12 protein-coding genes and 1 pseudogene are annotated in these 12,389 nt (G+C 62.4%); 4 read left to right on the forward strand and 9 right to left on the reverse strand.

Annotated features, from left to right (window positions below; translation table 11 throughout):
* Both HMPREF2736_RS01135 and HMPREF2736_RS01140 read right to left on the reverse strand, forming a co-directional pair.
* Positions 1–568, reverse strand: a pseudogene (locus HMPREF2736_RS01135) (helix-turn-helix domain-containing protein); the annotation flags it as partial.
* A 298-nt stretch (positions 569–866) separates the two neighbouring features.
* Positions 867–1,928 carry a Cj0069 family protein gene (locus HMPREF2736_RS01140; RefSeq protein ID WP_070422883.1) on the reverse strand — a complete coding sequence of 354 codons (1,062 nt, stop codon included), beginning with the start codon at positions 1,926–1,928 and terminating at the stop codon, positions 867–869.
* A 302-nt stretch (positions 1,929–2,230) separates the two neighbouring features.
* Between HMPREF2736_RS01140 and HMPREF2736_RS01145 the strand changes: the two genes are divergently transcribed.
* Complete coding sequence (locus tag HMPREF2736_RS01145) at positions 2,231–3,115, forward strand: sulfurtransferase (RefSeq protein ID WP_070422836.1); 885 nt, start codon at positions 2,231–2,233, stop codon at positions 3,113–3,115.
* Positions 3,116–3,175: 60 nt separating this feature from the next.
* Positions 3,176–4,960, forward strand: a complete 1,785-nt coding sequence (locus HMPREF2736_RS01150; RefSeq protein WP_246822025.1) for an acetyl-CoA carboxylase biotin carboxylase subunit — start codon at positions 3,176–3,178, stop codon at positions 4,958–4,960.
* 127 nt (positions 4,961–5,087) lie between these two features.
* Here the strand turns inward: HMPREF2736_RS01150 and HMPREF2736_RS01155 are convergent, their stop codons facing one another.
* On the reverse strand, positions 5,088–5,921 hold the full coding sequence (locus HMPREF2736_RS01155; protein WP_070820675.1) for a chymotrypsin family serine protease: 834 nt from the start codon (positions 5,919–5,921) through the stop codon (positions 5,088–5,090).
* A 23-nt stretch (positions 5,922–5,944) separates the two neighbouring features.
* Here HMPREF2736_RS01155 and HMPREF2736_RS01160 point away from each other — a divergent pair, with 23 nt between their 5' ends.
* On the forward strand, positions 5,945–6,448 hold the full coding sequence (locus HMPREF2736_RS01160; protein WP_070482544.1) for a GNAT family N-acetyltransferase: 504 nt from the start codon (positions 5,945–5,947) through the stop codon (positions 6,446–6,448).
* A 75-nt stretch (positions 6,449–6,523) separates the two neighbouring features.
* On the opposite strand, the gene HMPREF2736_RS12105 is transcribed toward HMPREF2736_RS01160, so the two are convergent.
* Entirely contained in the window at positions 6,524–6,763 is a 240-nt protein-coding gene (locus tag HMPREF2736_RS12105; RefSeq protein ID WP_141743307.1) for a hypothetical protein, read from the reverse strand.
* Positions 6,764–6,911: 148 nt separating this feature from the next.
* Here HMPREF2736_RS12105 and HMPREF2736_RS01165 point away from each other — a divergent pair, with 148 nt between their 5' ends.
* Positions 6,912–7,406 (forward strand): GNAT family N-acetyltransferase, encoded by a 495-nt coding sequence (locus HMPREF2736_RS01165; protein ID WP_070482380.1) that lies wholly within the window; start codon positions 6,912–6,914, stop codon positions 7,404–7,406.
* On the opposite strand, the gene HMPREF2736_RS12110 is transcribed toward HMPREF2736_RS01165, so the two are convergent.
* The 5 genes from HMPREF2736_RS12110 to HMPREF2736_RS01190 form a co-directional block, all read right to left on the reverse strand.
* Positions 7,403–8,209 carry an ABC transporter ATP-binding protein gene (locus HMPREF2736_RS12110; protein ID WP_070482382.1) on the reverse strand — a complete coding sequence of 269 codons (807 nt, stop codon included), beginning with the start codon at positions 8,207–8,209 and terminating at the stop codon, positions 7,403–7,405. The genes HMPREF2736_RS01165 and HMPREF2736_RS12110 overlap by 4 nt on opposite strands.
* Entirely contained in the window at positions 8,210–9,265 is a 1,056-nt protein-coding gene (locus HMPREF2736_RS12115) for a FecCD family ABC transporter permease (RefSeq protein ID WP_246815295.1), read from the reverse strand.
* On the reverse strand, positions 9,262–10,323 hold the full coding sequence (locus tag HMPREF2736_RS01180; RefSeq protein ID WP_141743308.1) for a FecCD family ABC transporter permease: 1,062 nt from the start codon (positions 10,321–10,323) through the stop codon (positions 9,262–9,264). The genes HMPREF2736_RS12115 and HMPREF2736_RS01180 overlap by 4 nt, the downstream gene beginning before the upstream one ends.
* A gap of 25 nt (positions 10,324–10,348) precedes the next feature.
* On the reverse strand, positions 10,349–11,374 hold the full coding sequence (locus HMPREF2736_RS01185; protein WP_083319381.1) for an ABC transporter substrate-binding protein: 1,026 nt from the start codon (positions 11,372–11,374) through the stop codon (positions 10,349–10,351).
* 119 nt (positions 11,375–11,493) lie between these two features.
* Positions 11,494–12,366, reverse strand: a complete 873-nt coding sequence (locus tag HMPREF2736_RS01190; RefSeq protein WP_083291905.1) for a siderophore-interacting protein — start codon at positions 12,364–12,366, stop codon at positions 11,494–11,496.
* Positions 12,367–12,389 lie beyond the last annotated feature (23 nt).

Here is a 12,389-nt window from a genome sequence, read left to right on the forward strand (position 1 = left end):
CTTCGCCGTTTTCAGGACGCATAAACGCTTTCGTGCCTACGTCGAATCTGCTGGCATCATCGATGACCTGATAGATCGTGACCTGGGTGTGGTCAACATCGAACAAGCGGTAGACCAAAGCGTCGATCTGCCACAACTCGCAGACAAAATCGCGGGCGAAACGCTTATACGAACTGCGCGGACGCTTACGCGCGTTGACATCGACCAAACCAGCGTTGTGCAGCCAGGTCGCAATCGTTGTGCGCGATGGAGTGCGCTCTGGACCAACCGTGTCGTACAAGCGGTAGTAGATCGACAACGGTCCGCAGTCCAATCCCTGCTCTTGCAGATCGAACCGTGCGTTAATGACAGCCTGGTAGTCAGCGTCTGTGAATTTGCGGGCAGGGTTTTTCGGAGCAGTGCTATCCGGCAGAATGCCGGACCGTCCACGTTCGGTGATGCGGTTTTTCACGTTGTGAAACGTCTGGCGTGAGATCTGTTCTTCTTTACAAAACTGCGTGATGGTCTTGCCGTCGCGGACCGGATCAAAATCCGCGATCTTTCTGCGCTTGTGCGATGAAATAGCCATCCGCCCATTCCACCCGCACGCTGTCTAAAAAGTCTGTGGACATCGTGTCCAAAAAGTGACTGGACTCCTTGTCCAATAAGTCACGAGACATGACAGCACTAGACGATCACGAGTCCCCGGATGCATTTCCCCAGGTGATATTGAAAACAGATATCAATAAAATGCGGATCGTCTAGCAGCTCCGAAATGCAACTAGACGATTCGCATTCCCGGTCGGCGAAAACCGGGTCACGACAGACAAGAAGCCCCGGCACGGGATTTTCGGGCCGGGGCGTTGGTGTCGTCGAAAAGTCAGCGCTTACGCGTGCTTCGCCTCGACGCGCTTGATGGCCTCCTCGGCCACCATCTCCTGGATGCCCATGTCGAGCTCCGAGGTGAAGCCGACGCAGGAGCAGTTGATCTCGCCGAGGACGTAGGTGTCCTCCCCGGTCTCGTCGTCATCGGCAAGCATGAAGTCCGCGGTCCAGATCAGCGGAATGTTGTCGCCACCGAGGTTCTCGGCGATGACCGGGCGGGCCTCGGCGAACATGTCGACGAGCTCCTGCCACTCCTCCGGCTTCTGGTAGGTGTACTTCGCGCCGGAGAACAAGGTTGCGGAGAACGCGTCGCCGCCCTCAGCCGGCTTCTTGTGCACAACGAACACCGGGTGCGGGCCGACCAGCAGAATGCGGATCTCACCCTCGACGATGCGCGGCATGAAGCGCATGTCCACGAGCATGCCGTTGTCGCCTTCGATGTACTGGTCACAGAAGTCCATGAACTCGCCGAGCTCGCGCTCCTCAGTGTGGTTGTCCACGGCCTCGGTGCACTTGAGCTTGGTGTCCAGCGGCAGGGCGGTGCCCGGTTCGACGGAGTCGGCCAGGGCTTCGTCGGCAAGGCGCACGCGCCAGATGCCGGAGCCGGTGGAGCCGCGGTTCTGCTTGAGCACGCGCTCGCCGTAGGACAGGGAGGTCGGGAAGGTGTTGTGGAAGTCCTCAACCTCGTAGTACGCGGCGGTATCTTCCGGCACAAGGTCGGTCTTGTTCAGCTTCACCAGGGCATCCTTCGCACCGTAGGAGATCATCTCCTGCGGGGTGGACATGCCGACCAGGCCGGCCTCGGACAGGCGGGTAAGCAGGTCAAAGTAGCCCTTTTCGCCGCCCGGGATGTTGCCCGGGTTCACACGCGAGATGTAGCCGTCGAAGTTCTCGGAGACGTACGTGAACAGGTCGTCGGCCCACTCCGGACGGAAGTAGACAACCTCTGCGTGCCAGCCCTTTTCCTTGATGGCGTTGACAATGGGCATGGTGTCCTTGCGGTGGCCGTCAATGTACTTGTCGGAGCCGCCCTCAACCTCGAAGACAACAATCGCCTTGTGCACGGTGATCCCTTTCATGATGTTGTCCCGCAGCGTGTGAATGCGGTCAGCGCATGCATCGGCGGGGTAGGTAAAAACTCGCGAAACATCTCAGCCGTAGCCGTCGTGTTCCGTCTCTGACTCTATCGGCTTAAAGCGACCCACACAGGGCGGCAGAATTGATAGTGTGCAAGTTCACACCTGTTGTGGCGAGGCGAGGTTTCTCGCCGATTCCGGCCGGGATTTGCTGGTACTACCTGTATCCTTGTCGGTGATTGTTCACTCGCCTATTCCGGCGGGGGCCGCAGAGACGAAAGGCAGCTGACGTGGGTATCGAACTCGACGACAATCCCCAGTTCAAGGACTACGCACATCCTGAGAAGTTTGTCACCGCCGCGTGGCTTTCGGCGCGGCTCGGCGTGGATGGTCTGAAGGTTGTCGAAAGTGATGAGGATGCGTTCCTCTACGACATCGGCCACATTCCGGGCGCGGTGCGCATTGACTGGAAGAGCGATCTTAACGACGAGCTCAACCGCGACTTCATCGACGGCGAAGCCTTTGCCAAACTCATGCGGTCCCGCGGCATCAGCCGCGACGACACGGTGGTGGTCTACGGCGACCACGCCAACTGGTGGGCTGCCTACACCGCCTGGGTGTTCGAGCTGTTCGGCCACCCCGACGTGCGCTTGCTCGATGGCGGACGCGACGCGTGGATGGGTGAGGAGCGCGACACGTCCTTCGTCGTTCCCTCCTACCCCGAGTCTGACTACCCCGTGGTGGAGCGCAAGGACACCGCAGTTCGCACCTTCGCCTCCGAGCTGCTGGATAATCCGCCGGAGCAGCTTATCGACGCCCGCCCAGCCCCCGCTTACCGCGGCGACGGCACCGCCCCTGTGCAACCCCAAGTACCGACGCTGCGCCAGGGCCACATTCCGGGCGCGTTTAGCGTCCCGTGGGGCCGTTCCGTGCACCCGAACGCGCGCTTCCGCCCGTTGGAGGACATCCGCGAGATCTACAAGGATTTCGATCCGAAGAAGCGCACAGTGGTGTACTGCCAGTTGGGCGAAAGCGCGTCGCACACCTGGTACGTCCTGAACAATATTCTCGGTTTCGAGGACGTTGCGCTGTACGACGGTTCCTGGGCCGAGTGGGGCAACATGGTCCGCGTCCCCGTGGCTAAAGGGGATTCCCGTGGTGGGGCTGTAACATAGAACGACATTTGTCCGATTTTCTGACGGTTCGTATTTCCGATTGAAGGACGGGATTGCTTCGTGTCCACCACCGCACCGAATACTGATCTGCCCCGCAGCCTGAGCAAGGTGCTCGTCGCTAATCGCGGCGAGATTGCCGTGCGCGTCATCCGCGCGTGCCAGGACGAAGGTGTTGCGTCGGTCGCGGTGTATGCAGACCCTGATGTCGATGCGCCGTTCGTCGCTCTTGCCGACGAAGCCTTCGCCCTCGGCGGCACCACCGCCGCCGAGTCTTACCTGGACATGGACAAGGTCATCGACGCCGCGCAGAAGTCCGGCGCCGACGCTATCCACCCGGGCTACGGCTTCCTCTCGGAGAACGCCGAGTTCGCGCAGAAGGTCATCGACGCTGGCCTGACCTGGATCGGCCCGTCGCCGGAGGCCATCGCGGCACTCGGTGACAAGGTCACCGCCCGCCACATCGCTGAAGCCGCCGACGCCCCCATGGCGCCCGGCACTAAGGACCCCGTGGCCAACGCTGACGAGGTCGTTGCGTTTGCCGACGAGCACGGCCTGCCCGTTGCCATCAAGGCAGCTTTCGGCGGTGGCGGTCGCGGCATGAAGGTCGCCTACACCCGCGAAGAGATTCCGGAACTGTTTGAGTCCGCCACCCGCGAAGCCACCGCAGCCTTCGGCCGTGGCGAATGCTTCGTGGAGCGCTACCTGGACAAGGCCCGCCACGTTGAGGCGCAGGTGCTGGCTGATCAGCACGGCAACGTTGTGGTCGTCGGTACGCGCGATTGCTCCTTGCAGCGTCGCTTCCAAAAACTTGTCGAAGAAGCCCCAGCGCCCTTCCTCACCGACGAGCAGCGCGAGCGCATCCATTCCTCTGCCAAGGCCATCTGCCGCGAAGCAGGTTACTACGGCGCCGGCACCGTGGAGTACCTCGTGGGCTCTGACGGGCTGATCTCGTTTTTGGAGGTCAACACCCGTCTACAGGTCGAACACCCCGTCACCGAGGTCACCACAGGCGTCGACCTTGTGCGCGAGCAGTTCCGCATCGCCCGCGGTGAAAAACTGCTGCTGACCGAAGACCCGACCCCGCGTGGCCACGCCATTGAGTTCCGCATCAACGGTGAAGACGCCGCAGCAAACTTCATGCCGGCACCAGGCACCGTCGTCGCCTACGCTGAGCCCACCGGCCCCGGAGTGCGTGTCGATTCCGGCGTGCGCGCAGGCTCCGTCATCGGCGGCCAGTTCGACTCCATGCTGGCGAAACTGATCGTCTACGGCGCCACCCGCCAAGAGGCCATCCAGCGTGCCCGCCGCGCACTCGGCGAATACGTGGTCACCGGCTTCCCCACCGTCATCCCCTTCCACCAGGCCATCCTGGATAACCCGGCATTCGTCGGCACCGAAGAGGGCTTCGACGTGTACACCCGCTGGATCGAGGAAGAGTGGGACGGCGAACTGCCCGCGTCCAGCGCCGATGCATCTGGTGACGACGCCGACACCGACCTGCCGACCCGTCGCACCTTTGCCGTTGAAATCGACGGCCGCCGCGTCGAAGTCGCCCTGCCCGAGGAACTCGTCGCCGCAGGCCCCGCCAAACGCAAGCCGAAGAAGCGCCGCGCAGGCAAGGCTGCTGTCTCCGGTGACGCCGTCGCCTCCCCCATGCAGGGTTCCGTGATCAAGGTCAACGTCTCCGAAGGCGACGAGGTTGCTGAAGGCGACGTCCTGCTGGTCCTCGAGGCCATGAAGATGGAGAACCCGGTCAAGGCACACAAGGCCGGCACCGTCACGGGCCTGGCTGCTGAGGAGGGCGGCCAGGTGTCCAAGGGCGCCGTGCTTATGGAGCTGAAGTAGCTGGTTCCTTCGAGCGCCCTCTCCCCTGACAGATTTTGCAGAATCTGTCAGGGCTTTTCTTTGCGACGCTACGACCAGGCGTTTTATATACCTCCAAAGGCCGCCTGACACATTCCGCCACAATCTGTCAGCGCAGACCTACGGAAACGGCAAACTGCTCCAACACAGGCCCAAAAAACGGCATGAGCAGGCCCACAACAACGGCGACAGCCACAACAATCGCAGCGATGGCTTCTGGGGAAGTGCTCGAACCTGTAGGAGCCACATCGGTCGCGGGTGCCTCGGGGATGCCGGTGCCGTGGACAACTGGGGCGCTGATCGGCTTGGTGGCGCTGATGAGCTCGATCTCCTGCGCCTCCGATACGCCAGGCCCGTTCACTGGTTTCGAAGCTCTGTTGAGCGAGGACGATTCGCCCTTCCCGTTCGACACCGTGCTCACGCCTGAGTAGACCGCCACCAGTCCCCTGCCGGGTGCCCACACGGGTGCGCCGGAGTCACCTTTCACGCCAAGTTCGCTGTCGAAGTAGACGTTGTTGCCCAGCCGGTCAACGAAGGTGCCGCACCGCTTCTCCCCTGCGTTGAGCAGGCAGACCTCGTCGTTGGGGTGCAGGTCCTCGAGGTCCACCACGGCGTCGGTGGTGATGGTGTTCGCACCCAGTTGGACACCGTCGTCCCAACGGATGATCCCCCAGTCGTTGCCGGTCGCAGACCTACCGAATGCAGTGGAGGGGTAGAACGTTCCGCTTGCCTGGCCCACAGCAGCGCGGCTGCCGTGTTCGCCACAGTGCCCGGCGGTGTAACTGATCCGTTGGTCGGGGTCGTTGAACCCGATGGTGCACATGCCCTTATCGACGACGACCACACGAGCTCCCTGCTCCACCACCGGAACCGCGGCGTTTGCGATTGGGGTGAGGGCAAGGGCGGTTGCGGTGGTCGTCGAGAGGCATATGCGGCGGAGCATGGAAAAAGATTAACGTGGTGGGCATGGATTACACACCTGAGTTCGAACTACGTGAAGCAACTGAATCCGACCGCACGTACCTGCGCCGCCTGAACTTTCTCACCGACGTGTTCGGGGATGAGCACGGCGAGATCGGACCAGATGAACGTGCGGGCTCCGACAATTACGTCGGCCAATGGGACCCAGAAACCGAAGGCGGCATCCTTGCATTCGACCAGTTCCGTGTGCCAGCGGGCGGTGTCTGGCTGCGCTACTGGCCCACGCCCGAACTGGGTTGGGCCAACCTCGGGAAGGATATTCCGGAGATCGCAATTGCGGTGGAGCGACGCTACGCCGGCCACCGACTCGCCGTCCGACTCCTTGCAGCTGCAGTTGAGTTGGCAGCAAAGCAAGGCGCGTCGAAGGTAGCGCTGTGGGTGGACCCGAACAACGACCGCGCACGCCACCGCTACGAGTCTTTCGGATTCAAAAACGTCGACGGCCACGACAATGTCATGGCCGTCGACGTCGATGACTTCACCGCTTAGGCCACGTTTCGCCTAGGCGGCGCGCCTGCTGGGGGACCACCTCCACCGATAGAGCTCAAAATTTGAGCCCCATTCCTAAGCCTCCAGCAGCCTTTCCCCACGATCAAGCCAGTTAAGCGCAAAGGACTTAATGGCGTCGTGCCACTCAACCTCGTACTGCCGCGACGGCAAGAACGTGCCCACCTCGCGGTATCCGCCAACGGTTTTCACCTCCACGCGGCTGCCAGGCCGGCCACAGTGGGCGGCGGTGTAGCCCGCCCAGAATCCCTTACGAGGCGTCCACGTAGCCCAGCGTGCACTCGGAGACCCCGCCAAAGCGCACCACGTCGCCTTGGGTGACCGTAATGGTTGGGCGGCGGCACTCAGGCGGCGCGGCGGCCAGACAGACGGCACCAGCGGCGGCTGTGGCGGCTCTGGCGCTGTGGGCGCATGCGGGAAAGGTTACCGTGCGTGACTTAAGTGCATGAGTACGGTGGCACCCATGGAGTTCACCTTCCACCGCGCCACAGAATCGGACCGCACCTACTTGCGCCGTCTGAACTTCCTCGCGGACATCTACGGTGACGAATCCAAGGAGGTGCGCCCGGAGCAGTTACCGGACGTGGAACGCTACGTCGACGAGTGGGACCCGCAACGCGACGGCGGGGTCATCGCCTTCGACCAATTCCGCATTCCCGCAGGCGGAGTGTGGTTGCGGTATTGGACGTCGCCTGACCAGGGCTATGCGAACCTCTCGCCCGGCACTCCAGAAATCGCCATCGCCATTGAGAACCGATATGCGGGCCACCGCTTGGGCGAAGCCTTGCTCCGTGAGGTCGTAGACCTCGCCCGGGAGCAGGGTGCTACACAAGTGGCGCTCTTTGTCGCAGAAGACAACCCCCGCGCCCGCCACCGCTATGAAGCGTTCGGCTTCAGCGATGTCGCGGTACCCGGGGGTGTGATGGTCTACCAGCTCTAATCTGCCCTCTCTGCGACGCGCCCTTCCCACCGCGGGATCATGAGGGGGCTGCCGGATTCCGGATCTTGGATGATACTGGCCTCGACGCCGAAAACGTCACGAACCAACTCCTCGGTGATCACGTCGGCGGGCGCGCCGGTGGCCACGACTTCCCCGTCTTTCATCGCGATGATGTTATCCGCGTAGCGCGCCGCTTGGTTGAGATCGTGCAGCACCGCCACCAGGGTGAGGTGGTCGCGCTTGTTCAGCTCGCGGCACAGTTCAAGAAGTTCGATCTGGTAGCGCACATCCAGAAACGTGGTCGGCTCGTCGAGGAGCAGGATCGGAGTCTCCTGCGCAAGAGCGACAGCCATCCAAACACGTTGGCGCTGCCCGCCGGAAAGCTCGTCGACGAAGCGACCGCTGAGCTCGCGCACGTTGGTCGCGTCCATTGCCCCTCCCACGGCACGCTCGTCTTCTGGCGACCAAGGTTTGAAAAGACCCTGGTGGGGATACCGTCCGCGTGAGACGAGATCGATGACACGGATGCCCTCCGGTGCGACCGGCCCCTGGGGAAGCAGGCCGACTTGCTTAGCAACGTGTTTGGTGGGCTGTTCGTGCAGAGACTTGCCGTCGAGAAGCGTCGCCCCTGAAACCGGCGTAATGAGCCGCGTAAGGGACTTCAGCAGCGTCGATTTGCCGCACCCGTTCGGCCCCACAATGACTGTGAACATGCGATCCGGAATCTCGACTGTGACATCGTCGCAGATGATCGCTTCGTCGGAGTACGCCAACTTCGCGTGTTCGGTGCGCAGACGTGCCATTTACTTCCGTCCTTCCTGAATCAGCAGCCAGAGGAAATAGATACCGCCGATGGAGACGGTGACAATGCCTACTGGCAGTGGCGAAGTGGGGTGAATGCGCTGTGCGACAGTGTCTGCGAGCACGAGCAGCAACGCGCCGGTCGCGGCAGTAGGCATCAGCGCCAGCCCGTCGGCGCGCACAAGTCGGCGCGCGATCTGCGGGGCGGCGAGCGCGATGAATGAGATCGGTCCAACGGTGGCGGTGGCTAGTGCGGTCAAGCCAATCCCGGTGATGATCGCGGCGACTTGCACTGCACGCACGTTTTGCCCAAGAGCGGTGGCGAACGGGATGCCGATCTGTGTAAGGCGCATCGGGCGAGCCAACAACGCCGTCACCGCAATGAACACCACCGTGCCCGATGCTGCGAACCCGAGGGTTTTCCAGCTGGTGCCAGCAAGGTTGCCCGCACCCCACAAGCTCGCCATGATCGCGTCCTCGACCGTCGCCGTGAGCAGCAGCCATGTGTTCACCGCGGCCAGCATCGCACTGACACCGATCCCGACGATGATGAGCCGCACTCCCCGAGCATGGCCGTCTTTCGACGCTAGGAAAAACACCGTTACAGCCGTGAGCAAGCCGCCCGCGAGCGCACCGAGCAGGGTGGCCGTGGAACCGCCGCGGAGCACCAGCATAGCGATGAGAGCCCCGGTATAGGAGCCGGTTTGAAAACCGATCACATCCGGCGAACCGAGCGGATTATTGGTGAGGTTTTGAAACAACGCGCCCGACAGAGCGAGCGCAGCACCGAGCACCAGCGCCATCAGCACGCGCGGAGCACGCCACTCCACCACGACCATGTGGGTGAAGTCGTCCCCGCGGCCCAGCACAGCATCGAATACTTGGCCCGCGGTCATCGATGCAGAACCGGTGAAAAGCGCGAAGACGCCGCAAGCAGCCGCCAGCGCGACGAGAACGGCGGTGACTACCACTGCACGCACATCGGTGACGAAGATCGGGCGCTCGCGCGGGCCGATCCCTACCATCGGTCGGCCGAAATCCAGGCGTTGCGTCGTCACAGTTCTGTCACCCGGAACTGGCGCACCATGTAGATAAGGAGGGGCGCGCCGATGAAGGGCGTGACCACCCCTACAGGCATCTCGCCCTGCACAATCACGCGGCCGACCACGTCAGCGAAACCCATGATGGCGGGTGCCAAAATGATCGAGTACGCCATGATCCATCCCTGGTGCGGGCCCACGATCATCCGGCTTAGGTGCGGGGCCAACAACCCGAGGAAAGAAATTGGTCCTGCCACCGCAGTGCCGCCGCCAGCGAGGAGCGCAATAGCGATCAGTGCGACGAGACGAACGCGGTTCGGGTTCGCTCCCATCGCCACGGCAGCGGCCTCGCCCAGCGCGAGCACATCAAGCGACTTCGATAGTGCGAGCGCGAGCACGAGCCCGATCAGAATGAAGGGCACGATCGCGAGCGTATTGTCCAGAGCCTGGTTGGCCGTGGTGCCAGCGGACCAGCCGCGCATCTTCTTCAGAACGTCGGAGTTGGTGAGCAGAACCGCTGAAGTGAACCCGCCGAGGACGGCACCGAGTGCGACGCCGGACAGTGTCATCCGGATCGGGTTGCCTCGCATCGGCCCAGCATTTCCGATGAGGAATACAGCGAACGATGTAACGGTCGCACCTGTGAATGCCAACCACATGTATTGGTTGATGTCGGTGAGACCGAAGTAGGCGATGCCTACCACCACCGCCAGAGAAGCGCCGGCATTGACGCCGAGGATTCCGGGGTCTGTCAGGGGGTTTCTGGTCACTGCCTGCATCAAGCCGCCCGCGACACCGAACGCGGCCCCTGCCACCAAAATCAGCACGGTGCGCGGCACCCGCGACTGCCACACCACCTGCGACACCGGGTCGGCCGGATCGGGCGAACGGAGGAAATGCCACAGCTCGCTGAGCGTAATCTCGCGCGCACCGACGGTAAGGCTGAGCACGAGCGAGACCGCGAGCAACGCGATGAGCACCCATGCGCCGACAACTCGGTACGCGAGCGGGTGGGGCTGTGGCGGTGCTAGCTGGGCTTCCGTTTCGGTGGGCGCAGGCGCTGTGGTGATCGTCATGGTTCGCGGTGGGCGGGTCGAGGGCTTAGGAGACCTTGTTGAAGCCCTGGACCTTTGTGGCGAGTCCGTCCAACCAGTCGGCGTAGTGGCGCGAGGTCAGCGCACCCTTTGAGTTCCAGGCGTAGAGCTGACCAGCCTGGACCGACGGCAGCGAGTCCCACATTTCGGCGGTGAAGGGGTCAGCTTCGTCGTAGTCCTCGACGAGCATGACATCGGTGGGGTATTTCGAGGCTTCCTCCCAGGCGATCCACGCCCACGGGCTGCCCTCGTGACCCTCGGTCGGGCCAGCGAGGGTCGCGCCGAGCGACTTCAGCAGATCCGCCTGGGGGCCGTTCGCGCTGGTGTAGAGCATCTCCTTGGTGGGGCTCGACAGCATGAAGCTCAAGTCTTCGCCAGCAATGGCATCGGAGAAGTTCTGCTTCGCAGCCGCGTAGTCTTGGTCTGCCTTAGTGATGTGCGAGGCGGTGACATCGGCGCCGAGGAACTCGGCGAGCTCGCGGACGTTGGCGATGCCCTCGTCCACGGTGTCGCCGCCGGGCAGCGGCACGAACTGGGCGACGCGAGTGAGTTGGGAGTTCACATCCTCTTTGAACCATTGCCAACCGTCTGCTGTGCCGAAGCCAATGATCGCGTCCGGTTTGAGCTGTGCGAGTTTCTCCAAGTCAATCTCGCCGTCGGTGCCGATCTGCTCAATCCCGGTGGTGTCCGCCCCACCCATCACGGTCGGGTCGTCGCACTGGTAACCGAAGATGGCGTTCGGCTTGATGCCGTACTCATCGAGGGTGGAGTAGGCGTAGCAGTCCATGACGATGTTCTTGGGCTGCTCGGCGAACTCGATTTTCAGGCCGTCAATGCTCGGGTGGTTAAACACCAGCGCACCGGATGCCTGGGCATTGCTCGAAGCGGACGCGGAGGAGGATGTCGCGGCGTCCGAGGCAGACACGGTGGAAGTTGCAGTGGAAGTTGAGGCGGAGTTGGAAGGAGATGAGCTGCAGCCTGTGAGAGCGAGGCCAACAGCAAAGGTGAGCACTGCACCGAGTTTCGCGCGCATGCGGGATCCCTTTCAGTCGAAATGTGGCCTGAGCAGAAAGCCAGGCGAGCACTTAGCAAAGGCAAACCTAACAGATGGTCTGGGTTAGGTAAAGCAGCCCTTACCATCTCGCGAGGAAGTTACCCCCGCGCCTGTCCTCGAATCCAGAACGCGCTGAATGTGACATTTTTGGGATCAATCCCCCACTCTTGCACGGCGAATCGTCGCACCCCCGCTGCGAGGTCTCGTTCGCCGCAACACCAGACACTCTCCGGGCGCTCGTGAGAGCGAAGCTCGGAGACAACTGCCTCCAGCAACCTGTCCTGCTGGGCGGTGACCAGGGCCAGTGACCTCACGCGGGATTGCCAGCGCTCAACCAGCCCAGGCTCGAATTCGTCGTTCGTGGTGGCGGCGAACACGACATCTGCCGCAGCCAGCTCAGCAGGGTGGAATTGCTCGAGGAATTCAAGAATTGCTGCGACTGAAGGCGCTGCAGTGGGGTCGGCGACCAGCAGCTGCGATGTGCCTGGCTTTGGCTCGCGCCGGAACCACAGCCCGTTCGCGGGGTAGATTCCGCAGGTGTCCCCAGGCGCGACGCGCAGCGCCCAACGCAACGCGGGCCCGATGTCGGTGTCCGAGGCATCCGAAACACCGTGTGTGACCAATAGGAAGCTCAGGGTGCCAGCAGCTCGGTCGAGACTTCGAACTGTGTACCACCGAAGGTCGGGTCGCACGGCATCCGGAAGCGCGGCAAGTTGGGCTCGTAGATTGCTTACCCGAGTTGTCGTTAATGGGACATAGTCCTTGCCAGGCCCCGGCATGAGGAGGCCGAAGAACTCGTCTGGGCCTACCAATTGGTGGTCGCGCAATTCAGGCGCAACCACGGAGATCTCAAGGAGGTCGGGGGCAACCCGTTCAACATTGGCGACGGTGACTGTGAGTGCATCGCTTTTCTCGCGCTGAGGCCAGTCCGTGAGCTGAATGTCCGAAAAGTTGTTAGAACCGAAAACCATGAAAGGTAGTTTAGGCTTACCTA

It is taken from the genome of Corynebacterium sp. HMSC036E10 (genome assembly GCF_001836265.1).
GTDB lineage: Bacteria > Actinomycetota > Actinomycetes > Mycobacteriales > Mycobacteriaceae > Corynebacterium > Corynebacterium coyleae.

What these genes read in the sequence shown, in the direction of transcription:
- HMPREF2736_RS01185 (WP_083319381.1), bottom strand. Translation starts at nt 11,374, where the DNA reads ATGCGCGCGAAACTCGGTGCAGTGCTCACCTTTGCTGTTGGCCTCGCT.
- HMPREF2736_RS01160 (WP_070482544.1), top strand. Translation starts at nt 5,945, where the DNA reads ATGGATTACACACCTGAGTTCGAACTACGTGAAGCAACTGAATCCGAC.
- HMPREF2736_RS01180 (WP_141743308.1), bottom strand. Translation starts at nt 10,323, where the DNA reads ATGACGATCACCACAGCGCCTGCGCCCACCGAAACGGAAGCCCAGCTA.
- HMPREF2736_RS12110 (WP_070482382.1), bottom strand. Translation starts at nt 8,209, where the DNA reads ATGGCACGTCTGCGCACCGAACACGCGAAGTTGGCGTACTCCGACGAA.
- HMPREF2736_RS01190 (WP_083291905.1), bottom strand. Translation starts at nt 12,366, where the DNA reads ATGGTTTTCGGTTCTAACAACTTTTCGGACATTCAGCTCACGGACTGG.
- HMPREF2736_RS01155 (WP_070820675.1), bottom strand. Translation starts at nt 5,921, where the DNA reads ATGCTCCGCCGCATATGCCTCTCGACGACCACCGCAACCGCCCTTGCC.
- HMPREF2736_RS01165 (WP_070482380.1), top strand. Translation starts at nt 6,912, where the DNA reads ATGAGTACGGTGGCACCCATGGAGTTCACCTTCCACCGCGCCACAGAA.